The sequence below is a fragment of the Ereboglobus luteus genome, from assembly GCF_003096195.1.
GTDB lineage: Bacteria > Verrucomicrobiota > Verrucomicrobiia > Opitutales > Opitutaceae > Ereboglobus > Ereboglobus luteus.
In genome coordinates this window covers 2,862,996-2,889,378 of record NZ_CP023004.1, presented here as the reverse complement: position 1 = coordinate 2,889,378, position 26,383 = coordinate 2,862,996, and the positions used below count along the sequence as shown (strand labels likewise).

General features: G+C 60.7%; 19 protein-coding genes and 1 tRNA gene. 3 read left to right on the top strand and 17 right to left on the bottom strand.

The features are described 5' to 3' along the window. Window positions 1-31 precede the first annotated feature (31 nt). From CKA38_RS10535 to CKA38_RS10505, 7 genes are all read right to left on the bottom strand, one after another. Window positions 32-1,273 (bottom strand): tyrosine-type recombinase/integrase, encoded by a 1,242-nt coding sequence (locus tag CKA38_RS10535; protein WP_108825437.1) that lies wholly within the window; start codon window positions 1,271-1,273, stop codon window positions 32-34. Between the two features lie 73 nt (window positions 1,274-1,346). Next, window positions 1,347-1,437, bottom strand: a tRNA-Ser gene (locus tag CKA38_RS10530). A gap of 193 nt (window positions 1,438-1,630) precedes the next feature. Then, a complete protein-coding gene (locus tag CKA38_RS10525; protein WP_152032800.1) occupies window positions 1,631-2,362 on the bottom strand; it encodes a hypothetical protein in 732 nt (243 codons plus the stop codon). Between the two features lie 235 nt (window positions 2,363-2,597). Then, complete coding sequence (locus tag CKA38_RS10520) at window positions 2,598-3,290, bottom strand: response regulator transcription factor (RefSeq protein WP_108825435.1); 693 nt, start codon at window positions 3,288-3,290, stop codon at window positions 2,598-2,600. Continuing rightward, the gene (locus CKA38_RS10515; protein WP_108825434.1) at window positions 3,287-5,014 is read right to left on the bottom strand and encodes a sensor histidine kinase; all 1,728 of its coding nucleotides are present in this window, start codon (window positions 5,012-5,014) and stop codon (window positions 3,287-3,289) included. Before CKA38_RS10515 ends, CKA38_RS10520 begins: the two co-directional genes overlap by 4 nt. Continuing rightward, complete coding sequence (locus CKA38_RS10510) at window positions 4,986-6,074, bottom strand: glycoside hydrolase family 2 TIM barrel-domain containing protein (RefSeq protein ID WP_161554851.1); 1,089 nt, start codon at window positions 6,072-6,074, stop codon at window positions 4,986-4,988. The genes CKA38_RS10515 and CKA38_RS10510 overlap by 29 nt, the downstream gene beginning before the upstream one ends. Before the next feature lie 154 nt (window positions 6,075-6,228). After that, the gene (locus CKA38_RS10505; protein WP_108825432.1) at window positions 6,229-7,716 is read right to left on the bottom strand and encodes a hypothetical protein; all 1,488 of its coding nucleotides are present in this window, start codon (window positions 7,714-7,716) and stop codon (window positions 6,229-6,231) included. A 284-nt stretch (window positions 7,717-8,000) separates the two neighbouring features. Here CKA38_RS10505 and pyrR point away from each other — a divergent pair, with 284 nt between their 5' ends. From pyrR to CKA38_RS10490, 3 genes are all read left to right on the top strand, one after another. Next, the gene (pyrR, locus tag CKA38_RS10500; protein ID WP_236918998.1) at window positions 8,001-8,588 is read left to right on the top strand and encodes a bifunctional pyr operon transcriptional regulator/uracil phosphoribosyltransferase PyrR; all 588 of its coding nucleotides are present in this window, start codon (window positions 8,001-8,003) and stop codon (window positions 8,586-8,588) included. A gap of 47 nt (window positions 8,589-8,635) precedes the next feature. Further along, window positions 8,636-9,580 (top strand): aspartate carbamoyltransferase catalytic subunit, encoded by a 945-nt coding sequence (locus CKA38_RS10495; RefSeq protein ID WP_108825431.1) that lies wholly within the window; start codon window positions 8,636-8,638, stop codon window positions 9,578-9,580. Window positions 9,581-9,657: 77 nt separating this feature from the next. Next, window positions 9,658-10,950, top strand: a complete 1,293-nt coding sequence (locus CKA38_RS10490; RefSeq protein ID WP_108825430.1) for a dihydroorotase — start codon at window positions 9,658-9,660, stop codon at window positions 10,948-10,950. Between the two features lie 286 nt (window positions 10,951-11,236). On the opposite strand, the gene CKA38_RS10485 is transcribed toward CKA38_RS10490, so the two are convergent. The 10 genes from CKA38_RS10485 to CKA38_RS10440 all read right to left on the bottom strand — a co-directional run bounded on the left by CKA38_RS10485 (window position 11,237) and on the right by CKA38_RS10440 (window position 26,369). Next, window positions 11,237-13,942 carry a TonB-dependent receptor gene (locus CKA38_RS10485; protein WP_152032799.1) on the bottom strand — a complete coding sequence of 902 codons (2,706 nt, stop codon included), beginning with the start codon at window positions 13,940-13,942 and terminating at the stop codon, window positions 11,237-11,239. Window positions 13,943-14,192: 250 nt separating this feature from the next. Next, window positions 14,193-15,533: an MFS transporter gene (locus CKA38_RS10480; RefSeq protein ID WP_108825428.1), complete on the bottom strand. Its 1,341-nt coding sequence runs from the start codon at window positions 15,531-15,533 to the stop codon at window positions 14,193-14,195. Between the two features lie 72 nt (window positions 15,534-15,605). Then, on the bottom strand, window positions 15,606-16,472 hold the full coding sequence (locus CKA38_RS10475; protein ID WP_108825427.1) for a hypothetical protein: 867 nt from the start codon (window positions 16,470-16,472) through the stop codon (window positions 15,606-15,608). Between the two features lie 102 nt (window positions 16,473-16,574). Then, complete coding sequence (locus CKA38_RS10470; RefSeq protein WP_108825426.1) at window positions 16,575-17,435, bottom strand: hypothetical protein; 861 nt, start codon at window positions 17,433-17,435, stop codon at window positions 16,575-16,577. A gap of 70 nt (window positions 17,436-17,505) precedes the next feature. Further along, window positions 17,506-18,843, bottom strand: coding sequence for a sn-glycerol-1-phosphate dehydrogenase (locus CKA38_RS10465; RefSeq protein ID WP_108825425.1), 1,338 nt, complete (start codon window positions 18,841-18,843; stop codon window positions 17,506-17,508). Window positions 18,844-18,852: 9 nt separating this feature from the next. Then, complete coding sequence (locus tag CKA38_RS10460) at window positions 18,853-20,103, bottom strand: ComEC/Rec2 family competence protein (RefSeq protein WP_108825424.1); 1,251 nt, start codon at window positions 20,101-20,103, stop codon at window positions 18,853-18,855. A gap of 38 nt (window positions 20,104-20,141) precedes the next feature. After that, window positions 20,142-21,398 carry a ComEC/Rec2 family competence protein gene (locus tag CKA38_RS10455; RefSeq protein ID WP_108825423.1) on the bottom strand — a complete coding sequence of 419 codons (1,257 nt, stop codon included), beginning with the start codon at window positions 21,396-21,398 and terminating at the stop codon, window positions 20,142-20,144. Between the two features lie 38 nt (window positions 21,399-21,436). Next, window positions 21,437-22,669: a ComEC/Rec2 family competence protein gene (locus CKA38_RS10450; protein WP_108825422.1), complete on the bottom strand. Its 1,233-nt coding sequence runs from the start codon at window positions 22,667-22,669 to the stop codon at window positions 21,437-21,439. A gap of 151 nt (window positions 22,670-22,820) precedes the next feature. Then, entirely contained in the window at window positions 22,821-24,782 is a 1,962-nt protein-coding gene (locus CKA38_RS10445) for an FAD-dependent oxidoreductase (RefSeq protein WP_108825421.1), read from the bottom strand. 39 nt (window positions 24,783-24,821) lie between these two features. Beyond that, the gene (locus CKA38_RS10440) at window positions 24,822-26,369 is read right to left on the bottom strand and encodes a calcineurin-like phosphoesterase family protein (RefSeq protein WP_108825420.1); all 1,548 of its coding nucleotides are present in this window, start codon (window positions 26,367-26,369) and stop codon (window positions 24,822-24,824) included. Window positions 26,370-26,383 lie beyond the last annotated feature (14 nt).

The window sequence follows — 26,383 nt, the reverse complement described above, 5'->3', positions numbered from 1 at the left end:
ACCCATGTAGTGGCGTCACGTTGCACATGTTTCACGCGGCACGGGAAATCGGATCGCTGGATGCAAGTGGTGCGGCCGATGCAGGTGTTGTCGGTGCCACCGCTTTCGGCACGGCTCGCAGTTTTGGCATAATGGAGAAGAACACCTCGGCCTCGCTCTGGCTTTTCACGTCGAGGTAATGCTTGCGAATTATTTCCTCCGAGTTTCCAGCTTGTAACGCCGTGTCGCCCATTGAGCGAAACTTCGCCACATGCATCGAAATGAATGTGTGGCGCAACACATCATGCGTGAGATTGAATTTTTTCGATATCCTGATCCGCAGGTATTTCATGTTGGTTATGACCACCGGATATTTCTTCAACGGATACGCACTCAACCACGCATCCAGATTCGGCTGTATCGTGATATTTCGTTTCATATTCACCTTTGAAACCTCCGGCTCAATTCGGATGACTTTTGTATCCAGATTGATGTGCTCGGGCCTTAATTTGGCGATTTCACCCTGGTCAATATCAGGCCGGATGCCGGCAAACAAGCATAGCGCAAAATAAGAGGCCAAACGCCCTTCGTGAAATGTTTCGACATATTCCATCAGTTCAGCCGCCTGATTCGCCGAAAGCGTAGCCGCTGAACCGCGCTTATGCGCAATCCGATATTGCGGGATTTTGGCAACAGGATTTTTTGAAATCCACTCTTTATCCATGGCGAATTTTAAGAAAGTCGAAACAATGCCGCGGCGATTGTTGTGCGTTTTGAGCGTCGCGTTTCCCCGCCCGAAAAAAGTCCTGAGATGATCTGGCGTTATGTCTGAAACGAGCACATTGGGAAATGAATTACACAAATGCGTCATGTGATTTTTGATAGCCTTTATCTGTGAAACTGAAATCAAACCCTTGGCGTGATCTTGAGCTCGTTGCGCACGGTATTCGAACACGGCATTCGTCAAAGGAATTTTGTGCTCTACCTCACGGTAGTTTTTCAATGCATAATCAACGTAGAAGGATAACGAATGATTCAGTGGTTTTATTTTCAGGAACAAAGCCTCTGCCTCGCTTTGTTGCTCCGGGGATAGAATAGTCGCTGTGGGACGCAGCCCGGAGGCAATCTGCGCCGCTTTGATTTCGAGGGTGGATTTTTCGACAACCGCTTCTTGACGGGTCTTGAAGTTTTTTCGGATTCGCTCGCCATGAAGCCAGCCACTCACACGGTAGGATGTAACGCCATTGCGGTTTTTGAATGGCTTGAGAACAAATAACGCGGTTTGTGTTTTCATCGATTAGGTTGCCGCGTCACGTGGCAACCTAATTTCATCCGAATGTTAACATGTTTATATTAAACATGTTAAGTGGCGGAGGAGGAGGGATTCGAACCCCCGGTGAGCGTGAGCCCACGTCTGATTTCAAGTCAGGTGCCTTAAACCAACTCAGCCACTCCTCCGAGTGCGAGATTCGTCACGGTGCGCGACTTCTTGGATTTTTCAAGCACTCTCTTCCGTGTCAACACGACTCGCGCAAGACTGGGTTCAGGGAATGGCTGATGAAAAACTCCGATCATTATGCCGCAATCAACCGGAGGCGCAAATTTGATTGAAACCAAATGTTCGCGCCTTCCGGCGATTGGCAGGAGTCAGTTAGAACCGATACCCGATGCCCGCGGCCAGACGACCGCCGGACAGGTTTATGTTTTCGGAAAACTTATCGAGTTTCACCTTTGTCGCGCCGAGCGCGGCGAGCGAGCAGTCAACATAGAGCCGATCGTTATTGCGGAGAATATTCCAGCGCAGGCTGAGTGTCGCGCCATACATGAAGGCGACGCCGTCATCACTGCGCATCACGTTGCTCGTGTTGCTCACGCGGGGGTTTCGCTCCTCGCTGGCATCAATATACGCCGCGCCGACCGTGGGGCCGAAGGCGCAGGCAAACATCCCGCTTTTAGTTTTCCATTCGTGCTGCCACCCAAACAAAACGGGAATGACGGTCTGCTTGATTTCGATTTTTCCGTCGTGGTGAATTGTGCTGCTGCCGCTGCGATAATACGAAAAACGCCCGGTTACCTTCGGGTCCAGGTCGAAGCACGCGCCCATGTCGAGCGTGAGCCTGTCCGCCGCGCCAATATAACGACCTCCGCGAATATTAAAACCGAGGCCGCTCAGGTCGCTGCTTATGTGCGTCATGATCCCGGCATCAACAAACCATTTTTGATCCGGCGTGGTTCGGCTGGTGGATTCGGCTGAGGTGTCCGCCGCGCCAGCGGCGGGAGCGAATATCATCAATGCGCAAAACGCCAGTGCGGCATGGACGAAGGCGCGCGGGTTTGCATTTTGAAAGGCCGCGCAACGGCGGCGGAGTTTTGGTGAAGTCATGGTGTGCGGTTTTTGTTTATTATTTACGCCCGCGCGTCGGAGTCGCGTTGTGCATTCTCTTTCCGCGGGCGTTGCACACATCATATCAAAAATCGAGTGCGGCTTAAACCGCGTGTTTCAATGAAATCTCAATGCCCCGCAGGGGTGCGTCTTGCGGGCGCTCGCGTGCCCGTCCGCGTTGTGAATTCGCACGCAAACAATCATTCGCACACCAGGGCGCGCGCAAGGCGCGCCCCTACGATTGATATATATAACCGGTGCCGTGTATTGTTTTTATTATTGTGTGTTCGGCATCGTTTACCGCGTCGCGCAGTTTGCGGATACACTCATCCAGCGACGCCTCGTCCCAGCCCCATTGCCTGACCAGCTCCGCCCGGCTCAGGCGAACATTTTTGTTTCGCGCAAACACCACGGCCAGGTCGAGCACTTGCGGCGACAGGCGTCGCGGCTCGCCGGAGCCGGGGATCGCGGCGGTGTGCGTGCTTGCATTGATCACGACCCGCGGACCGAAGGAGAATTGATTGTTTCGCGCCATTTCGCGCGCGCGGAGTTGAAACGCCTTCATTCCGCACGGTTTTCGAGTGAAACCCGTTTTGCCATTGCCGGGCAGTTCGAGCGCGTCCGCCTCGATTTCCTCGTCGTTGCTCGCGGTGAGAAAGAGCACGGGCACATCGGGATCGAGGCGTCGCATTTCCCTGGCAGCCAGCAAACCCGCTTTATTATTCACACCGCGGCCTCGCGCGGCGGGCATCCGCATATCGAGCACAACAAGGGCGAGGCGGCCTGGTTCGAATGCGGCGAGCGCGTCGGCTTTGTTGGTCGTGCGTGTCACGGTGTAGCCCGCCCTCATCAGCCACTCCTCCCAAAACAGGCCGAGGTTCAGATCATCCTCCGCGACGAGGACCGCGCCGTTGTTTATATTATTCATGTCTGTTTATTATTTGCCAGTGACAGGATGAAGATGTTTCCGCCCGCGCCGTCGGCCGGGGTTTCATGGGCAAGATCACCGCCAAGGGAACGGGCCAGTTTTCTGCACAACGGCAGGCCGATGCCGTGGCCGCGCTCCTCATCCTTGGGACGCCAGCGGGCCTTAAAAATGCGCCCGAGTTCGGCACCCGGAATGGCGGGACCGTAATCGCGAACACGCAGCTCAATCATGCCCGCCGCCGCGTTTTCCCTTATGAATAATTCCACCATGCGATTGTCCGCCGGCGCGCGCAGGCAGGCGTTCTCGATCAGGTTTCGCAGGATGATGGAAATCGCGGTTTCATTGCTCGCAAGGTGAACAGGCTCCTCGGGAGGGCCCGACAGAAAGCCCATCGGGATTCCGGCCGTCCGCATGACAGTCGTGAATTCATCCAGCAGTTTTCCCGCGACTTGGCTGACGTTGACATTTTCCGTCCACAATTTTCCACCGCGCATGACACGCGGAAAAAAATCCAGCACAAAGGCCACCGTTTCGGAAAGTCGCCCGGACGCGTAATAGATCATCGAGGTCCGCGCCTTTGTCAGATGCTCAACAGCGGCGTCCGATGACAGCGCATCCGGATCGGTGCAGCATAAAATTTCCTGCACGTCGGTTCGCATCTCGTGCGAGGCGTAGTCTGTGACGGCCGCGATGATTTCGTTTTCGCGCATCCGTTTTTGAAAACCGAGCAGCAGCAAAATCCCAAGCGACGCCGCAAGTATCACGAGGAGCGATGCGCTGATGTATAATGTTTCCCCGGAAAACAGCGCGCTGACATCGGAGGTGTTGTGCGCGGCGGCAACCCGCCAGCCGGGAAGCAGCTCATCGTGAATCGGAAACCCATCGCCGCCGGCCGTGAGCAATTGATAACGCCCGCCGCTTTGCGCTTCCGACGGAAGCGCGATGGAGAGCAGGCGCGATAGTTCGTGCAAATTCACGCTGACGGCCATCACGATATCGTCATCGCACATGCGCCACGCAAAAAGTCCGCCGGGCGCGCCGTCCCAACCCGCGCGCTCGGCGAAGGGAATGCCGAGCCGTCGCCGGCGCTCGGGCCAAGTTTCCCTTTTTGTATAATCATCGCTTGGCGGCAGCGCGCCGACGCTGCCGGTTGCGATGCCGTCGGAACCGGGTTCCCCTGTATCATCACCGCGCGCATGCCATGGAGCGCGAGCGGCCGCGGTGCGCAATTTTTCACGAAGCGGTTCCCATGCGGTAGCGGATGAATCCTCGGGCGCCGGGATTTTTTCGGCCACGGCACCGGAATGCCACGGCGTCTTCGAAAGCCAGTCCGCCATCATCGGAGCGATGGCTGTCGCGCCCGGGTCCGGCACGCCGAGCGCATTCACAAGCGCGGCGTCGGCAACGAGGGGATTCACTTCGCGCCAGCGCTCCAAAAAAGCGAGCGTGCCCTCGCGCGGCACGGCGTTGAGCGTCGCGGTGAGCGCGCCTTGCACGTCCGAAAAGAGCACTTCCATCAAGCCGGCGGAGAGCTTGGCGCGATCGGCGATGGCGGCGGCGCGAAGCTGCGCCTGGCGCTGCGCCTCGGCGACATCATGCGCCCGATTTTGACGCAGCAATACAAGCATGACGACCGCGCCCGTCACGATCAGCGCGACAAACAACCACGACGCGAACGGCGTCAAAAACAAGCGCTTAATTTTTGCCTCGAAGTTCCTTTTCATGTTCCGCCGCCTTCCATAATCGCATGAGCACTCGCGCCGCCGGCTTGGGTTGGCCGTCTGCGGTGAAAAGGCCCAGATGACTTTCAAGGCCGATGTTCGGGCCCGAATCGAAATCGCCCTTCCACGCCTCGTCTTTCAGGGAAAAAACATAACCGCCCGCGCCGCTTCCTGTGGAGTTGGACTCGATTTCGGCCCACATTTTTTCGAGCCACGCGGCCTGGAGCGCGCTGGTGTCGTTGCCGCGCCCGTCCATCGAGCTGCGCCCGAATTCAGAGAGCACGACGGGCATGGGCGTCGCGCGCGACAGCGATTTCCAATCCTTGTATAATGTGCCGAAGCCGGGGCCGCGGTATATATTAAGCATGACCATATCCAATCCGTGAATGGCGCGGTATTCGAGCATTTCCGCTTCTCGGGGCAACTCGCCATGGACGACCGCGGTCGGTCGCGCACTCACCGCCTTTGCGTTTTTCACCGCGTCGGCGAGGATGGCGAGCCATCTGCCCTTGTCGCCCCCAAACCACTCCGCGTATTTATAATTATACTCATTGCCAAAAGCCCACGCGAGCACGGCGGGGTGCGAGGCAAAGGCTTTTATATATTCCATATAAAACGCCTCGCGATACACGCGCCCCGTGGCGTCGTCGCGGATGCCCCCGATAATGTCGCGCGCGGAATCGAAGCCGACGGTGACGGAGATTCCCGCCCCAGCCAGCTTGTCCAGCATGAGCTTGGTTTTCTCGTAATCGAGCTCGACTGTCTCAGCGCCCTCCTTGTAGGCGGCGAACGGCCTGAATGTCCTGATCGAGTTTGCGTGAATCGCCTTCAATAACTCCAAGTCGCGATCGAGGTTTTCATAAAACGTGAGACCGTTTGCATCGTTGGAATAACACACTCCTTTTATTATATATTTTTCAGGCGCGTTTTTATCGCGATCACGCGTGACGATTATTTTGCAATCATCGATTTTCACGGATGCGAAACCTTGCCCGACGGAAGCCGCCGACCGGCGCAAAGTGACGATTTCAGAGCTCGCGCCGGCATCCATGACAACAGGCATGATGAAACCCAAAATGAGGGCCGCCACAACCGGTAGGGCGAAGCCTCCGGCTGAGCCGCGGCCGATATGACATTCGCACAGTTGCGGCTCAGCCGGAGGCTTCGCCCTACCATGATTATCACTTTTGCCGGCGCTTGATTTCATATCGCGGGTTTCACTGATCGCCGAGCACTGTCAGTTTTGTGAAGCGCGGGTTGTTATTGTTTCGCTTGTTAAGCGGCACGGGGAGATGACTTGTGCTCTCGCCAAAATCCACCGCGATCTCGCGAACCGCGCCGCCGTTGCCCAGCCCGACAAGCGCGCCCTCGAAATAACGCGCCGTTTTATTCAGCGAAAATTTTGCAGTCATTCCACCCGGCGCGGCGGTCACGATTGTTTCGGAGTTCGAGGCATAGATTGTTTTCCCATTTTCGAAAACCACGCGCAGAAGAAAACTCACGTCCTCGCCTGTGTTGAAGCACGACGCGCCATCGAAGTGCAGCCACAGCGTCGTATTTTTCCCCGACAGCTTCAGTCCGCGCGCGCCTGTGAAAACGGCCACGAGCCAATTCGGACCGCCGTAATAGGCGGGCGAGGAATACTCCTTCGCTTGCGCGCTGGTCGCCGGTTTGGCGGGTTGTGCCTGCGGCGCGGCGGTTGCGCGTTGCGCTTCCGCGACGGGAGAAATGTCCAAGCTATTGAAGCGCACGTCGGCGGCGTTCTTTTTGTTGAGGCTCCATGTTCCGCGCCCGTAGGCCATCGTGGATTCGCCGAAGTCAACCGCCACTTCCTTCAGCTCGCCCAATCCGTCAATGACCGCCTCGAAGCAACCGTTCTTCCGCTCCATCACGGTGACATCTCCCTTGCGACGCGCGACCTCGGGGCTGTTGCTGAGAAAAACCGTGCCGCCGGTCTTGAACACGAGACGGCAGAGAAAATCCTGCGCCTGCGCGCCGCCCCGATACACGGAGCTGCCGTCGAAGCCGAGCCGAACTGTCGCGCGTTTGCCCACGGTTTTTCCGCGCGCGCCGGGCCACGCGGCAACAGACCAATTCGCGCCGGCGTAGTAGGCCGGAATGCCGAAGGACAACGGTGCCCAGTCCGAAACCGCGCCCCCACTACCAGCCGCGCCGTCGGAGCCGCCACCATTGCGCGGGATGAACCGCAGCGACGTGAAGCGGGGATCGTTAGTGTTGCCCGGATTCAGTTCGCCGGCGGTGTAGTGCACCGTGCTCCGCCCGTAATCGACCGCCGCCTCCGCGAGCACGCCGCCGTTCGGAAGAACGCCCTCGAAGATGCGCTCCTTTTTTTGCATCAAAATCGCGCCGGGCTTCGACGCGGCGACCTCCGCGGAGTTTGTCAGAAAAACAAACCGCCCGCCGATTCGCACGCGCAGCAGGAAGTTGGGACCGGCGCCGGTGTTGTAAGGCGACACCGAGTCGAAGCCGAGCTGCACGATGGAACGGTCGATGCGGTTCTTTTTCAACTGGATCGCGGGCCAGCCTGCGCTCTGCCAGTTTGTGCCCGCCCAGTTTTCGATGTCGGGAAAAGTGCTGTCGGTTTCCAGCGAGACGCCGTCATCGGCGCGGAGCACGCCGGCCAGGACAACCAGCGCAAGCAGCGCGCGTAAAAAAGGCGCCGGGGAAAGATGGATTTTTTTCATGAGGAAGACTTTCTATGTCGCATGGGTTTTCTCCAGTGTGAAAAAGGCGGCGGGGCGAGGAGGAGGCCCTTGCGCCATTCGACGCCAAAAGCGGGAACGCGCAAAGAATAAAACAAACGCCCGAAACGCACAACGGCCGCCGCTCAATGATTTCTCAACGCACCCAGCCCCGACGTCGCGCCCACCCCACCCTGCCATAGCACCGTGGCGCGCAAAAAATCCGCGACCAAACCCCACGCGGCGCGATTCATTTCGATAAAATAATCTTCCCCCGTTCCAAGCCCGTGCCAAAACACACACCCGTGCCCGCCAAAATCAGCAAATCAAAAAAACAAACAACCGCCGCACGTGAAACAGAAAGCGGCCACGCGATCCACATCGCCATTGAGCAACTCGCCAAGGCCATCGCCCAAAGGCATCCGGCCCGCGAAAAAATCCTCCTCCTCGGCATCGCCAACGGCGGCGTCACCCTCGCCCGCCGGCTCGCCACCATGATCCCCGGCGCGCGACCCGGCGTGCTCGACATCTCCTTTCACCGCGACGACATCGGCCGCCATCCCATCCCCAAGGAATTCGCGCCCACGCACATCCCCGGCGATGTCAACAACGCCACAGTCATCCTCGTTGACGACGTCCTCCAATCCGGCCGCACCATCAACGCCGCCCTCAACGAAGTCTTCGACCACGGACGCCCCGAGCGCGTCGAACTCGCCGTGCTCGTTGACCGAGGCGACCGCCGCCTCCCCATCGCCGCCAACTACACCGGCATCCAGCTCGACGTCGGCGCCAACGAAAAAATCCGCACCCACATCGACCCCGCCAACCCCGCCCTCGACACCATTGAAATCACCAGCACCTTACCGGCGCGGTAGCGCCCTCCGTTTTTTACTCTTCACCTTTCACCATTCACTCTTCTCCCATGCCCTGGACCCGCAAAGACCTAATCACGCTCGAGGAACTCTCCCTCGACGAAATTAACCAAATCCACGCCACCGCCGCCGCCTTCAAGAAAATCCTCGGTCGCAGCGTGAAAAAAGTCCCCGCCCTGCGCGGCAAGACCATCGTCAACCTCTTCCTCGAACCGAGCACGCGCACCCGCATCTCGTTCGACATCGCCGCCAAGCGACTCAGCGCCGACGTCATCAGCTTCGACGCCTCCGCCAGCTCCACCACGAAAGGCGAAAGCCTCCGCGACACCGCCGAAAACATCCGCGCCCTCGGAGCCGACATGATTGTCCTGCGCCACGCCGCCTCCGGCTCGCCCCTCTACCTCTCCAAACTCCTCGACATCCCCGTCATCAACGCAGGCGACGGCGCGCACGCCCACCCCACGCAAGGCCTCCTCGACACCTTCACCATGCGCGAGCACCTCGGCTCGCTCAAAGGCCGAAAAATCGTCATCCTCGGCGACATCCTCTTCAGCCGCGTCGCCCGCTCCAACATCCACGCGCTGAAAAAATTCGGCGCCGACGTCACCCTCTGCGGCCCCTCGACCCTCGTCCCGCGCCACCTCACCGCCCTCGGCGTGACGGTCTCGCACGACCTCCGCGGCGCCCTCGCCGGCGCCGACGTTGTCATGCTCCTGCGCATCCAGCACGAACGCCAAAGCGCGAACCACTTCCCCTCGCTCGGCGAATACACGAGCATGTTTGGCCTCAACAAAACCCGCGCCTCGTGGCTGAACCCCAAGGCGCTCATCATGCACCCCGGCCCGATCAACCGCGGCGTCGAAATCGACAACGACCTCGCCGACGGCCCCAACAGCGTGATCCTAGAACAAGTCACCAACGGCATCGCGGTCCGCATGGCGGTGCTATATCTCTGCTCCGGAGGCCAGCCGGAAAACGTGATCGCGGCGGACTAGCCCGCGCATCTGTCCCATCGGCCCTATCAGTCTTATCCGTCCCATCCTTCAGCCCTTCAGCCTTTTCTTCCCACATCATGCCCACACTCTGGATCCAAAATGCCCGCATCATCGACCCGGCCGCCAAACGCGACGCGATCGGCGACCTCTACGTCAACGACGCCGGTAAAATCGTCCCCTCGCTCTCCGCCGCCGCGAAAAAACGCGCGCGCAAAATCGACGCCGCCGGCCTCGTCGCCTGCCCCGGTCTCGTTGACGTCCACGTCCACTTCCGCGAGCCCGGCCAGACGCACAAGGAAACCATCGCCACCGGCAGCCGCGCCGCCGCCGCGGGCGGATTCACCACCGTCGTCTGCATGCCAAACACATCGCCCGTCGCCGACAACGCCGGCACCATCCAGGCAATCAAGGACGCCGCCGACCGCGACGCCGTCGTGCGCGTTTATCCCACCGGCTGCATCACCACAGGCATGAAAGGCCAGGCCCTCGCCCCCATCGGCTCGCTCAAGCGCGCCGGAGTCGTCGCCATCACCGACGACGGCGACTGCGTGCAATCCAACGCCCTCATGCGCTCCGCCGTCGAATACGCCAAAATGTTCGACCTCCCCGTCATGGACCATTGTCAGGACCACTCCCTCACGCAAGGCGCCGTGATGAACGAAGGCGTCATGTCCAGCCGACTCGGACTGCGCGGCTGGCCCAACGCCGCCGAGGACATCATCGTCTCGCGCAACGTCATCCTCTCCTCCTACACCGGCGCGCACATCCACTGCCAGCACATCTCCTCGAAATACTCCGTCGAACTCATCCGCCGCGCCAAGGCGCGCGGCACCCGCATCACCGCCGAGGCGACCCCGCACCACATCGCGCTCACCGACGCCGCCCTCGAGCACTACGACACCCACTACAAAATGAACCCGCCCGTCCGCACCGAGGAGGACCGCCTCGCCATAATCGAAGGCCTGCGCGACGGCGCCATCGACATCATCGCCACCGACCACGCCCCGCACACCGACTACGAAAAAGACCGCGAATTTGACAACGCCCCCAATGGCATCCTCGGCTTGGAAACCTCGCTCCCCGTCACGCTCGACATCCTCGTGCGCCAGTCGAAGTTCAAGCTCCCCCACGTCATCGACCTGATGACAAGAAAACCCGCCCAACTCTTGAATCTGGAGGCCGGCACACTCGCCGAAGGCGCGAACGCCGACATCTGCCTCTTCGACCCAAAGGAAAAATGGCTATACGACGCCAAAAAAGGCCAAAGCAAGTCCGCCAACTCCCCCTGGTCCGGCCAAACCCTCACAGGACGCGTCAAATACACCATCGTCGGCGGCAAAGTGGTGTTTGAGAACGGGAAGATAAAATAGACTATTTTTATAAATAGCGCGGCCGTTTTTGGCAGAGCGGGTTTGCCGGCCCGAGCGACGCGACATTCTGCCAACCGCCGCACTTGACATTCAAAAAACGGCGCGCCCGCCAAGCGTGCCAATACCCAACGCGAATGCAGTTTTATTTAGACTGCTCCAGATTGCGGACTTGGGTAGAGGTTGTGTGAATTGGGAAGAAAAACCAACGCTCCGAAACTTTCGAAGGTTGGCAGGAGCCCCTCCAGATTGCTGACGCGACGTGAGGCGTGACTCTCGCAACCGTCCGTCACATCGGCAGCGTGAGGGAGCAGGTATACATGCGGCCCAGCGGAGAGCCGGTGCGGTAGCCGGAGACGGTGTCGGCGTAGAGCGGGTCGACGTCAAAGCAGTTCGCTATGCCCACGCCAATGCGGAGGCGGCGGCCAAATTTTCCGATGATCGGTTTTTGAAACTGATAACTCAGGTCGAAGTTCACCGTCGTGTATGTCGGGTTTTCCGGGTCGTCGATGGGCGCGTTCATGCGCGGGCCGGTGTGGTTCACACGAATAACCGTATTCCAGCCTTTGTGGTTCCACGAGGCCTGCCCCTGGAATGTCCATTCGGGCGGATTGTTGCCGCTGGTGCTCCGATAGGTGTAGTCAACGCCGGGGGCCACTTGGTATTCCGAATCGAGCACGTGCGTGGCGTAGGCGCGGAGCATGATGCGGCCGTATTGCTGCCTGGGCAGGCGGTATTCGAGCGAGAAGCGCAGGTCGCGGACCTCGGCCTCGCCGGTGTTGCCGGGCGTGGTGTCGATCCGGGTGATGCGGCCGGGCAGGCCTTGCGCAATGTCCGCCGGCGTGGGGTCGTCACGGATGACGCGGCCGGGGAACGAGCTTTCGTTGTTGATGATTTCCTGCGCGCTGAAACTGCTTTGGTAGATGCAGTGGCGCTGGCGGACGTTGTGCGTGGCGGAAAATCGCAGGCCTTTCAGGAAGGTCGGTTCGAGGGTGAATCCGAGGGTTTGCGTTTCGCTTTTCGAGGTCACGGCGGAGATGGAGCCGCGCGTGAAAACGGTGACGTCGGTGACGGTTTCGTCGTCGCGGGCGCGGTCGATGAAGGTCTCGGTGACGAGCGACTCGGAGCCGGCAAAGGTCGAGGTGGCGGGTTTGTTTTCGTAAACCGAGTAGCGGGCGCGGAAGAGCAGCGAGCGCGCCGGCGACCAGACGAGGCCACCGGCGTAGCTGCGGCGGCGGTTGCCCTGGCTTTGCATGTTTTGCCAGTAGGAGGCGTTGGTTTCGAGGCGGCGAAGGAGGGGCGCGGAGTTTGCCCTTCCGAAAAAGGGCACGTTGAGCGAGGCGGAGCCGGCGCCGGAGTCGTTGGTTTTTTCCGTCTTGGCGGGGTTGCCGGAGGTCGCGTTTGTGTTTTCGCGGTCGCGGTCCTGGTGGTGATAGGCGGCGGCGAGCGCGAGACGGAGCGGGCCGCCGGGGAGGATGGCGAGCGGGCCGTTGGCCGCGGCGTTGTAGCGGACGTTGGTGATGTCGTCCAAGCGCGTGCGATAGACGGTGAGGCCGGGGTAAAGGTGCGCGTTGACGGGGCCGAGGGCGGGATCGCCGAAGGGGTTGAAACGCAGGGCGGGATCGTCGGCCTTGAGCGAGGCGGTGAACGCGTCCTTGTCGAGGTCGGTGGCGATGGTGCGCGACCGGTAGCGTTGATAACCGATGCTGCTGCTCCAGTTCCACGCGGTGCTGTGCTGGCCGGGAGCCGGCGGGGTGATGTCGCCGATTTTGCCGCTCATCTTGAGGCCGAATTGCGCGTTGCGGGTGCGCGCGGTTTGGCGCGTGGGGCCGAATTCCGTGTGGACGAGGCCAACATAGACGTCCTGCCCGAAGGGGTTGTAGGCGGCGGGCACGAGTGTCTTGGAGGACGCGGCGGTGACGGGCGGCGCGCCGATGCGCTCGACCTTGGTGTCGGTGTAGTTTCCGCTGAGACTGATGCGGAAGCGGTCGCCGCGCTTGTAGGTGACGGAGCCGTTCATGTTGTAGCGCCGCGTGGGGGCGATGAGCATGCGATAGTCGGATGTGTTGAAGCGACGCTGTCCGTAGGCGGTGGCGGAGAGCGCGGTGTCGCCGGCCAGAAAATCGGAGGCGGCGAGCGAGAGGCCGTTTTGGTTTTCGGGCACAAGCGCGGAGGCGACGGGATTGCCGCCGGAATCGACGATGCCGGCGAGGTTGCCGCTGGCGGCTTGCACGACGCCGGGGGTGCCCCAGGCGAGGCGCATGTCGGTGCCGTCGCGGTAGGTGTGGTCCTGGTTGCGCGAGAGTTCGCGGCTGGAGGCGAGCAATTCGTTGGTCTTCCAATAAACGCCGCTGAGAAAATAGCTCCAGCGGCGCTTGGTGACGTTCATGGAGAATTTTGTGTATTGGTGAAATCCGCCGCCTGCCGCCGCGACGCGGATGCGCTCGCCGATGTCGCCGCCGACGTAGTCTTTTTTGAGGATGATGTTGATGACCTTGCCTTGCGCGTAGGCGCCGAGTTCGGGGATCGATCCGTAGAGGCTGACTTGCACGCGCTCGATCATGTCGAGCGGAATCGTTTCGGGGTCGATGTGCGCGGGCTGTCCGTCGATGAGAATGAGCACTTCGTCGCCGTCCTCGGCGGGCGGCAGGTCCTCGAGAAAGTCCTCCATGTTGAACGCGCCGGAATCGCTGATTTGCGCGGAGTCGTAGGTTTGGACGGGTTGCGGACCCTCGGTGACAACGCCGCCCTCGCGCGAGGCTTTCACGGTGTAGGTGTCGAGCACGACGGTGTTTTCCGCGGTGGCGGCGGGAGTCGAGGATGACGTGGAGGAGGAGTTGTCACCCGCGCCTTTTTTTCCCTGGTTGCCGGACTCCGTGGTGGCGGCGAGCGTGACGGGGACGGTCTTGCCGCCTGATTCGGCGGCGGGTTCGGTGGACGTGCCCGCCTTTTGTCCGAAGCCGGGGATGGCGCAGCCCAAAAAAAGCACCAGCAAGAAGATTTTGCCTGAACGGTAAGATTGCGAAAACGGAGAGCGGCGGGCTTTGTCGGAAAATAAGAACACAGACACGATTTTTTGAGAGTGAAAAGAGGATGGGTTTTGGTTTTTGCGTGACGATGATCCCGGGCAAAAGTTGCGGGCATTTTCAGTCAGGCAAAAACCCGACAAAAATGCCCGCCTAAAGTTTCCTTTTTTCAGCTGTTGTTTCCGAGGCGGACGTCCGCCTCGGAAAGGGGGCCGCGGCTTACGCTGCGCCCTCCTGTTCGTCCTCGTAGGCGTCGCGCTTCGTGTTCCACAGGCAGAGGAAGGCGATGAGGCCGATGACGCCCGCGCCGCACAGCACGCCGATGGCGGGCGCCCAGCCGTAGTTTTGCGCCACCAGGCCGAGCCCCCAGCCGGAGAGCACCGTGCTGGCGTAGGAGAACAGCGAGGTGAAGCCGATCGCCGTCGCCGCGCCGCGGCGCGTGACGATGTTGGCCGTGATCACGCCGGTGAGCGCCTGCGGGCCGTAGATGAAAAATCCCGCGGCCATGAGCACCGGAACCAGCGCCAGAGTCGGCAGCGGCACCAGCCAGAAAACCACCAGGATGACCGTCACGAACGCCATGCAGAGCACGCACACGCGGGCGGCGCGTCCCTTGAAGAAGCGGTCGGTCGCCCAGCCCGCGACGAGCATGCCGGCAATGGCGGCGATCTCGAAGCCGGCGACCATCCACGTGGATTTTGTTATCGAGATGTGCTTCCACTCGCCGAGCATGGTCGGGCCCCAGTCGAGGATGGCGTAGCGGATGGTGTAGATGAAAAAGTTGGCGAAGCCGCAGAGCCAGACGATCGGATTGAGGAACACTTTTTTGCGGAGGAATTGTTTGAACTCGGCGCGGTCGGCCTCGGTGTCCGTTTTTTCGGATTTCTTTTCCGTGCCCGGCAATTCCGGCAGGCCAACGGACGAAGGCGTGTCGCGCAGCGTGAGCCAGAGCACGCCCGCGCCGACGATGGTGATCATGGAGGGCACCCAGAAGCACCAGCGCCAGCCGAGCATCACGAGGTAGCCGCAGAGCACGACGACGAAACCGGCGCCGATGGAGTGCGAGGCGTTCCAGATGGACATCTTGAATGCGAGCTCGGAGGGCGGCACCCAGTGGGTGATGAGCCGCGCGCAGGGCGGAAATCCCGTGCCTTGGAAGAAGCCGTTGATCATCCAGATCACGCCGAGCGTGACGACGAGCACGGCGGTGAATTTCTCGCCCGTGTTCGAGCCGGCGAAAAACGCGGCGATGGTCGGGCCGGATGCGAAGGCGAGGCCGCACAACGAAACGGCGAGCAGCCCGAAGACCATGAACGCGCGCGCGTTCACCCGGTCGCCGATGATGCCGTTGACAAATTTCGACACGCCGTAGATGAGGCCGTGCGCGGTGAGGAAGATGCCGAGCTGGGCCTTCGTGATGCCGAACTCCGCCTGCAGGCCGGGCATGGCCACGCTGAGGTTTTTTCGGATGAAATAAAACAGCGAGTAGCCGACCATCGTCGCGATGATGGTGCGCCATTGCCAGTAGTGAAAGCTCTTGGTGGTTTTTTGTTTTTCCATGTTGTTTCGTGTGTGTTTTTCCGTGTGAAAGTGAGTGGGAGTGAAAGTGTGTGTGTGTGGATGCGCGCGCGGTCAGAGTCCGTTGACGCGCCACAGGCCGCCTGCTTGTCCGCAATACACCAGCAGCTCGTCGCCGTGGAACGCGGCGTCCTCCGGCTCGACGTGAATGTCGTCGCTGAGGTCGATGGTTTTCTCGATTTGTTTTGTCCGCAGGTTGACGATCATCACGGCGCGGTCGCGCGTGTCTTTTTTCTTTCCGTGGGGCTTGTGGCGGCCGAGCGGCAGATAGAGGCGCTCGCCGCGAATCGTGCCGCCCTGGTGCAGGTTGCGGAAGCGGATCGTGAACTGCTCAATGATGTCCTTCTTTGCAAAAATGACGTTGCCCTCGCCCAGCGCGGGCAGGCGGAGTTTTGTGACAAGGGCCTCCTTCATGCCGCCCTCATCCGAGACGAGCGTGATGGCGTAGAGGAATTTTTTCTCGCGATCCACGATCCAGTCGTAGGGCAGTTCCTCGGGACCGCCGGATTTAAGCTCCAGCGTTTGCAGCAATTTCGAACCGGCCTCGTTGATGCTTTCCACAAGGCAGCGGCGTTTTCCAAAACATTCGGAGATATAAATCGCCGGGTAGGTGTCGTTGCCCGCGGGATACTCCACGCCGAAATCGGCGCAGTTGGCGTGGTTCTCCGGCGCGGCACTGGCGAGTTTGAACTCGTTGACGAGCGCTCCGGTCTTGAGGTTATACACGCGGCAGCCTCCCGTGTTGTTGAACAGGAAGGCGGTGTCCTTGTGGATGGTCATGCCTTGCGCGGACTCCCCCTTGTATTGGCCCGGGAAGGGATGCGCGAGCGTGGCGCCCGCGCAAAATGCGGTGGAGGCGGCGGCAAAAAACGCGGCTGCTGCGAACGCGCGCCGGACGCCGGCAATGACGGTGTTTTTCATGAGGGTTGTTTTGTGATTTTGGTGGGGCGACTTTGGTAGGGCGAACCCTCAGGGTGAGCCGAAATTGCGAACGGCTCACCCGGAGGGTTCGCCCTACCTGAATCAGAAGCCCGTGATGTGCCACAGGCCGCCCGACTGGCCGCAATACATCAGGAGTTTGTCGCCGTGGAACGCGACGTCCTCCGGCTCGACGGCGAGCTGGTTGAGATCAAGCGTTTTTTCGATTTGTTTTGTCTTCAGGTTCACGACGAGCAGGCCGCGGTCCTTCGGGTCTTTCTTGGTGCCGGAGGGTTTCGGATGGCCGACGGGCAGATAGAGATAATCGCCGCGGATTGTCCCGCCCTGGCTCAACTGGGAGAACTTGATGGTGAACTGCTCGATGACGTCGCTCTTGGTGAAATTGACATCACCAGCGCTCAACGCGGGCAGGCGGTATTTCGTGAGACGATAATCCCTCATGCCTTTGTCGTCCGCGACGATGGCGATTGAATACAGGAATTTTTTATCACGATCCACATACCAGTCGAAGGGACTGTTGTCCTTGCCGCCGATTCTTACCGCCAGGGTTTGTATCAGCTTTGCGCCGGCCTCGTTGATGCTCTCCACGAAGCAGCGCCTTTTCCCGTAGCACTCTGAAACATAGATCGCCGGATAGGAGTGGTTGCCCGCGGGATACTCCACGCCGAAGTCGGCGCAGTTGGAATGGTTTTCCGGCGCGAGCGTGTCGAGTTCGAACGAGGTGATGAACTCGCCGGTCTTGAGATTATACATGCGGCAGATGCCCGTGTTGTTGAACAGGAAGGCGGTGTCCTTGTGGATGGTCATGCCTTGCGCGGCCTCCCGTTTGTAGGTGCCGACAAAGGGATGCTCGAGCGTGGCGTTTCCGCAAAAGGCGGTCGCGGCGGCGAGGAACAAGCCGCCCGCGAGCAGGCGCCGGATTGTGGTTACGAGGTTTGTTTTCATGATGTGTTTTTTGTTTTTTGAGATTAAAAATGCGAACGGTGAACGAAGGTTTTTCGCGTCGCGGCGCGGGTTAGATTTCCCAGCGGCCGCCCTTCCCGAAAAGGCCGTCGATGCAGGTGTCAAACAGCCCGGTGTAATGGGCGAGGTCGAGCACGGTGACGCGGTTGCGCAACATCGGGGCGACGGTCAGCGCGCGGCGCAATTGCGCGCGGCTCGCGCCGACATCCTCCGGCTCCGCAGGCGCGCCCGCTAGCCGCAGCAGGCGCTGCGCCTCGGCGACGGGAAGCAGTTGTTTTTCCAGGCGCGGCTTGAGCGCGATCCAGTTTTGCTTCACCAGGGCGAGCTTGGCGGCGAGCTGCTCCTTGTTGATGTATTTCGCGCGACTCTCGGAAAGCACGCGATCGCGAAACACCGTGCTGCCAAACTCGGCCATCGCGTCCGACTCCACCTTGGCGAGTTCCGGCCACGCGGCGCAGCAGCGCTCGATGTCGAGCGCGGCGAGATCGTGCTTAAAGAGCTGCTCGTAAAACGCGAGGATGGCGACGGTGCCGACTGCGACTTGAAAACCGTGCGACACGCCGTGCCCGCGATAACGGTGACCCTCCATGTCCCAGAGGTGGCTGATGTAATGCTCCGCTCCGGACGCGGGACGGCTGATGCGCGAGTATTGCATGGCGAAGCCGGCGAGCATCAAACCCTCGACGAGTTTTCCGAGCGCGACGGCGTCGCCCGCGCGCACACCGGCGGGATCGCCGAGCGCGTCGGCGAGGCCGCCTTGCACGATGTCCCACGCGCGCGGAATAATCGGCTCCACCGCGAGCATGTCGGCCACGAGCCAGTCACCGCCGGCGGTGACTTTCGAAAACAAATCGGCGTATCCGGCGGCGGTCATGTCAGCCGGCGCGCGCGCGAAAATGTCGAGGTCGGCGAGCACGGCGCGCGGCGCGGGGCAGTTGAACGTTTGCTTCGCGCCGTCGGCGGTGATGGACGCGCCGAACGAAGTGTAGCCGTCCATCGAGGCGGCGGTGCCGACGATCATGTAGGGCCGCTCCACGAGGTGCGCGGCGAGTTTGCACAGGTCGTTCACGGTGCCGGAGCCGACGGCGACGGGAATCGCGTCCGTGGCGCGCAGGCGCTCCGCGAGCGCCTCGACGTGATGGTATTCGGCGTGCATTTCCGGTTCGGAAAACACAAACGCCTCGTCCTGCGGCACGCCGCCCTGGCGCAAAAATTCCGACACATCGCGCCCGGCGATGCCGAACGTGGTGGTGTCTGCGACAATGAGCGCGCGTTTGTCGCCGAACTGTTCCTTGAACAGCGGCGCGGCCTCGCGCAGAACACCGCGCCCGACCAAGAGCGCCTTGGTGTCGGTTGCGGCCTTTAGTGCATTTTCAACATTTGGTGTCATTGGAAAAAATCAGCGCGATTTGTAGGGGCCGTGGATGGATTTCACACGGGCGCTCTCGTTGGTTTCGTCGAGAACATACACGGTATACTCGGCCCCGCCCGGGCTCACGCGAATGACGACATGGCCCGGGGGCGGATCCTTCGGGTCGAGGCGCGCGGCCAGTTTCATGGCCTCCGGCTGGTTGGTGATAAAAATGTCGCGCGCGCCGGGCCAGAGCGTCTTGGACTGCATCCGGCGGTAGGTGTTGAGCGCCACATGGGCGGTGAACCACGTGGAGACGACGATCACCCGCGGGCGCAGCGAGGCGAGAAAGAACGGGCTGTTGGCGTCGTAGTAGGCGTGGTGGTTGGCCTTCATCACCTCGACTGGACCGGTGACGAGCGCGACGGGCCGCTCGATATCCCTCCACAAGTCGGCGGTCGAGGCGTTGTCCGTTCCGTTCACGCTGAGGTCGCCGCCGGAAAAATAATCGAACTCGCCGTAGGACAGGCGGAACGCGATGCTGCAAAGATTCTCGATGATCGCGCCCGGCGGCACGTCCTTCGGGTCGGGAAAATGATTGCGCGTGTTTGAGCCGATTCCCGTCCAGACGACACCGTTGGCGGCGAGGTTGCGGATTTCAAAATTCGGGTATTTCTTGGGGTTGTGGTTCATCACGATCTGGTCGTTCACGCCGGGTTTGAACCGCTCGGCCTTCACGCCCTTGTTCGCGACCTGCCAGTTCAAAAACTTCCGGTAGTTGGTGACCACGCCGCTTTTTTGCGGCACGGGAAAATTGTAGTCGGGCCAGCCGCGATCGAGGACTTTTTCAATCGCGACATGCTCGGCGACCTCGCTGATGCCGATGCGCTTGTAGGCGCCGGAGGCGGCGGGCGGCGTGTGCTTTTTGACGCTCCCGATGTGATCCCCGTGCAAATGCGAAATCATCACGTAATTGATCGCGTCGCCGGGCGCGTTCGTGGTGGCGCGCTTGACGTAGCGCGCGATCCACTCGCCCGCCTGGCGAGTCGAGTCGGGCAGCGTGGAGAGATGGTAGGCGTCGGGGCGGCCGTGGTCGCCGGCGTCCACGAGCATCGTCGTGCCGTCGGGCATGATGATGAGCGACGACTCACCCGCGCCGATGTTGATGAAGTGGATGTCGAGCAGACCCTCGCTCCACAGCGGCAGTGAATCGCCGACCTTGACGGGTTCGGCGCGAACGCCGGAGACGCCGGCGGCAAAAACAAAAAGCGCGAGCACGCTGCGAATAAGTGTTTTCATGTTTTTTTGGGTGGGTGTTATGCGGGTGATGTTTTTTCTTACCGTGATTTGTAGGGGCCGTGGACGGATTTCACGCGACCGCTCTCGTTGGTTTCCTCGAGCACATAAACGAAATACTCGGCGCCGCCCGGGCTCACGCGGACAACGACATGCCCCGGAGGAGGCCCCTTCGGATCAACCCGTGTGACCAATTTCGCGGACTCGGGCTGGTTGGTGATAAAAATGTCGCGCGCGCCGGGCCACGTTTTTTTCGAGCGCATCAGGCTGTAGGTGTTGGCGGAGGGCTGCGGCGCGGTCCAGACGTGGACAACGATCACACGCGGACGGAGCGCGCTCAGGAAAAACGCGCTGTTGGCGTCGCGATAGGCGTGGTGGTTGGCCTTCATCACATCGACGGGACCGGTGACGAGCGCGACGGGCCGCTCGATGTCCATCCAAAGCCGGTCGGCGGGCGCGGCGTTTTCCACTCCGGCCACGCTGATGTCACCGCCGACAAAATAATCGAACGCCCCGTAGGACAGGCGGAATGCGATGCTGCAATTGTTCTCGATGATCGCGCCCTTTGCCACGTCCTTCGGGTCGGGAAAGTGGTTGCGCGTGTTTGCGCCGAGGCCCGTCCAGACAACGCCGTTGGCGGCGATGTTGCGGATCTCGAAGTTCGGATATTTCGCGGGATTGTGGCGCAGCGCGAACTGGTCGTTCACGCCGACGTTGAAGCGCTCCGCCTTCGCGCCCTTGTTCGCGATCTGCCAGTCCACGAACTTGCGGTAGTTTGCCATCATCGCGCCCTTGATCGGCTCCGGGAAATCGTAATCGGGCCAGCCGCGGTCGACGATTTTTTCAAACGCAACATGCTCGGCGACCTCGGTGACGCCGGCGAGTTTGTAGCCCCCGGCGGACGAATCACTGGAGGTCTTCACCAGCTTGCCCATGTGGTCGGAATGAAAATGGGTGAGCAGCACGTAATTGAGCGCGCGGCCCGGTGTGCTTGCGGTCGCGCGGCTGATGTAGCGGGCGATCCATTCGCCCGGCAGGCGCGTGTCGTCGGGCAGCGCGTCAACGAGGCCGCCTCCCTTTGCGTTGATGTCGCCGGCGTCCACAAGCATCGTCGTGCCGTCGGGCATGATGATGAGCGACGACTCGCCCTTGCCGGTGTTGATGTTGTGGATGTCGAGGCAACCCTCGCTCCACGGCGGCAGGGTGTCGCCGACCTTGACGGCGTCGGCGCGGGCGGGGGGAATGGAGAGCGCTGCAAAAGCAAAAAATGCGATAATGCCAAGAGTCGGTGTTTTCATGGATTTTTTGGGTGCGTGCTTTTTGAAACGTTGTTTTTCTAATTCGAGTGGTAGGGACCGTGGACGGACTGGACGCGGTCGCTTTCATCGGTGTTGTCCACGCGATAAACAAAGTATTTTTCGCCGCCGGGGCTGACTCGAACGACGACATGGCTGCGGGCGCCCACCTTTTCGGGCTTTTCGTTCATGGCCAGCGCGGTCGCCTCCATGAGGTTTGTCGCAAACACATCCGGCGGGGTTGGCAGGAGATTCTTGTCGCGCAGGCGGCGCCATACGTTCATGGACGGCTGGCTGGCGCCATGGGAGTCTATGATTACCACCCGCGGACTGAGGGCGCGCATGAAGCCGGGGCCGTTGGCGTCGTAGTTGCCGTGGTGGTTTGCCTTGATGACATCCACGCGGCCGGAGGCCTTGGCGACTTCCGCCTCGATGTCGACGCCGCCAGTTTCCACGCCCCTGCAATCGAGATCGCCGCCGCTGAAATACGTGAAGTTTCCGTAGGCCAGGCGAAAGGCGATGCTGCATTTGTTTCCGCTGGTCGTGTGCCCGCCGAGTGCGTCGCGCGTTTCCGCGCCCGTGCCCGTCCAGACAATGCCGTCGTTGGAGAGGTTGCGGATTTCGAAGTTGGGATATTTCGCGGGGTTGTTGACGAGGGTGATCTGGTTGTTGACGCCGACCTTAAAACGCTCCGCCTTCATGCCCTTGTTCGCGATCTGCCAGCCCACAAACTTGCGGTAGTTTTTCATTTTCGCGTCATTCCACGGGCCGCCGCGCCCCTTGTAGTCGGGCCATGCGCGGTCGATGATTTTTTCAAAGGGAACGAAGTCCGCCACCTCGGTGATGCCGCTGGCCTTGTAGGGGCCGATGCGCGAGTCGGGCGTGTCTTTTCCCACCGCGCCCATGTGGTCGATGTGGAAGTGCGAAATCATCGCGTAGCTGACGTTTTTTTTCGGGGTCGCGCGCATGGCGCGTCCGATGTAGCGGGCGATCCACTCGCCGGCGGAGCGCGAGCCGTCGGGGCGCGCCTCGGCGCTCCAGCGAGGTTTCCCGGCGATAGAGCCGGCGTCCACGAGCATCGTCGTGCCGTCTGGCATGATGATAAACGAGGATTCGCCCCTCCCGGTGTTGATGTGGTGGATGTCAAGACAACCCTCGCTCCACGGCGGCAGGATGTCGCCGGCCTTGACGGACTCGGCGCGCGCGAAAGAAAATCCGGCGGCAAAAATGAGAAGGGCGAGAACGCGGGGAAGCAGTGTGTTTTTTGCGGTCATTGGGGAAATGAATTTGTAGGGGCGCACCTTGCGTGCGCCCTCGTTTGCGAAAGACTGTTTGCGCACGAAGCCCCAACGAGGGCGGACGCGAGGGCGCACGCAAGGTGCGCCCCTACATGGATTGTTTCATGTGTGCGTGTGGCTTTCATAATCACGCAACCTCGAAGCTGAATACGTGCGCGTCGGTTTTCGCGCCCCAGGTGGAGATGACTTTCAGGCGGGCGGCGGTGCAGCTGACCGCGGGGAATTTCACGCGCCAGAAGCGTCGCCGGTTTTCTTTTTCGCGGGCGATTTCCATCCATTGGCCGTCCTTGAGGACTTCCAGCGCGAACTCCCTGGCGAGCATCGCGGGCAGTTCCTTGTAATCGGTCGTCCCCTCCAGTTTTCGCATGCGTTTGCCGCGGAAGGAAAGCTCGGTGTCGAACACGGCGCGGGCGGAGGAAATCATCACGGGCGCGGGCCATTCGTAGCGGGCGGTTTCGCCTTGCTTGAGCCAGACGCCGGTCTCGATTTGTTTGTCCTGCCACCTGTATTTGGTGCCGCCGGTGCCGCTGCCGGCGCCGGTGCCCCACTCGCCTTTTTCAATGTTGCGATCGTGCCCGGCGCGCAGCGCCTCGAACTGCGCTGTCGCTTGCAATGTCAGCGGGGAGACTTTGCGGCGGAGGTGCGGGATCATCTGGTCGTCGTCGAGAAGGGTCGCCTGCAGTTCGGCGATGTGTTTTTTATAAATATCGCGCGGCATGCAGCCGTGTTTTTTCGTCAGCGCCGCGGCAGTGCCGACGGCCTGGCCCATGACGGCGCAAGTGGCCATGACGCGTATCGTGCTCAGCGCGGCGTGCGTGCAGGAAACGTTTCTTCCCGCGAAAAACAGGTTGTCGATGTTTTTGGAATACAGGCTGCGGTAGGGGATGCCGAAGGGCACGGGCGGATAGTCGAACTTGGACGGCTCGCCGTCGTAATGAATGCCGCCGGGATGATGGTCGTCGAGCACCCAGCCGCCGTGGGCGACGCTGTCGGGAAAGCGCCCGGCGTCCATGACGTGGCGCTGGTTTAGGATGACATCGCCGACGAGGCGCGCGCTCTCGCGCTTGCCGGGGAGCGAGCCGACCCAGTCCAGCTCGTAATTTTTGCAGCGCCCGTCGGGGTGGTTTTTCATGTAGGCCCAGAGGCCGTAAACGACGCGCTTGAGTTCGAATTGGATTTTGTTCGCGTCGCCGATGGTGTCGATCAATCCGCCGTATTCGATGAACCAAAAGTTATTGTCCTCGGCGCGCAGCTTGCGGTGTTTCGGGGCGTTTGCGTCGGTGTAGCGATGCGCCCATGCCGGCGGGATGAAGGGGCGGTGCTCCTTGCATTCGCGCAACTGCATGAGGATGGAGTTGCCCATTGTGTGCGCGTCGGCCCGAGGCTGCGCGAAGCTCTCGTCGAATTCGTCCGTCGCCTCGCGCCCCGTGCGAAACTCCGCGCCGGAGAGCCGCAGGATGCTGTCGCCCGAGCAGTCCGCAAAAACGCGCCCGCTCACCGTGTATTCGCAATACTCATGAAGATTCCAGCCGGTGACGGTTTTGATAACATTGTTCTCCGTCTCGACCGAGTGGACGCTCGTGTTGAGCAGCAGTGTGATTTTTTCGGCGAGGACCGCCGAGAGCATGACGTCGTCCCAGAGCGTGTAGCGCATCAGCGGGTTTCGATAAATGTTCTCAAGCTGCAATTCCTCGAGGATTCCGGTTTCCTTGTTGTTGTGGCCGTGCGCGCCCATGATGCCCATGCGGATTTCGCTGGAGGCGTTGCCGCCGAGCATGGGGCGGTCCTGCAACAACACGACCGACGCGCCGTGGCGCGCCGCCGCGATTGCCGCGCATATGCCGGAGAGCCCGCCGCCGACGACGACGAGATCGGCCGACAATTCGCGCCGAAGAATCACCGGGCTGTTCTCGTGCGTGCGCATGCCCTTGCGCGGACGGCGCGGCTTGGACGCCACGGGCGCGGGCGGTTTCAGGACGGCGGGAGCCGCGCCGAGGATGCCGGAGGGCATCGCGAGGAGGATGCTGGTGGCGGAGGCGCCTTTCAGAAAATCGCGGCGCGTGGTGCGTGTTTTTTTTTGGAGTGACATGGCGGGAAGGCGGGCGGGTTGATGCAGGTGTGCGAATGCTCAGCGCGGATATTTTCCGGCGCGGGAAAGGTCGGTTGTGAGTTCGCGCACGACGTAGGTGACCCCGAAACGGTCCGTGGCGCGGATTTCGACGCGAGCGTTGGGGTCTCTCTTCGTGTGCACGTAGAGGTGCTGGTTCGATTTTGTCTCGTAGCCAGTGCTATTCGCACCGAGCTCGCCTACGTGGTAACCGACGGCGTAAGCGTCAACCATACGGGGAAGCTTTCTCACCGGACCGACCGCAATGCCGTTTTCATAGGCGATGATTTTCCATTCGGGATCAGCGTTCCAGACATCGACAACAACATCGTTCGGCCCTTGTTTGTAGGAATATTTGCCGCCAAAGGTCACATCACCGGGATACATCCGCATCTGGTAGCCGCGACCGTAGCCGGTGGCCTTGAAATACCAGTCCGCGACCTTGTTCCCGTTGAAGGTGTAGACGCCGTAGCCGTTTGGCGCGCCATCCTTGTTGAGTGTCGAGCGCCACCATGCACCGCAGGCGGTGCCGTGGATGTGCTCGTAAGCTTCGATCGGTTTTTTAACGAAGAAATTTCGATGATCATGCGTGTGCCCCGCCATGAGGTGAACTTCGGCGTAGCCCTCAAAAAGTTTCATCAACTTCGCGCGATTCTTGGCCTCGCCCTCGTAGAGCGGGGCGTGATAGCCGAGGACGATGATTTTGTCCTTGGGGACGAAACTCAGGTCCTGACGCAGCCACTCAACCTGCTCGTCGGTGAAGCCGCTTTTGTAGTCGGTCCTGCCGTTGTAGAGGATGTCGTCCATGCCGATGATGTGCACGTCGCCGCGGTTGAACGAGAAGTTGACCGGGCCGAAAACCGATTCGAAGTCCGCCGAGGCTTTGTAATCGTCGGTGATCGCCTGCTCGTGGTCGTGGTTTCCGATGACGGCGAAATAAGGTATTTCAGTGAGGCCGGTGTAATCGCGCATGGTGCGATGGTATTGAGGGGCGTCGCTGCAAATGTCGCCGAGAAGAATGGCGTAGCAGGGCAGCTTGGAGGTTTTGCCGAATGTGTAGAGATCGACGACGGTCTCGTTCCGGTAGCGCACGATATTCGTGTCGTTCGAGGTCTGCGGATCGCCGACACAGATGAGCGTGAACAGCTTTTCCGGCGCGGGGAGTTTCTTGAGGTCGAAGTTGAAGCGTTTTTGTTTTCCGCGCCTGTCGAGTTTTGCGTGAAACACCGCCGAGGAGCCCTTGCCTTTTTTAACGGCTGTGGCCTGCGTGTGAATTTCGTATTCCGAGGGCGTCGAGTAATACACCATGCGCGCCTTCGGATTGCGCTTCATCTGATAAACGCCCCGGGCGTCCGTGGCCACACACTGAAAGCCGTCGCTCACGACAACACCGACGACGGGCGCGCCGGTTTCGTCGATGATGCTGCCGTAAAGATCCATGCCCGCGTCGGGCTTGATGTCGGGATGCTTTGCGCTCGCGAAGACCGTGCCAACGGCCAGAACGAGAAATGCGGCGGCGATGCGCGCAAGGAATCGCGCGCGCTGAAATGTCGGGTGGTGTTTGTGCATGTCGTGTTTTGGGT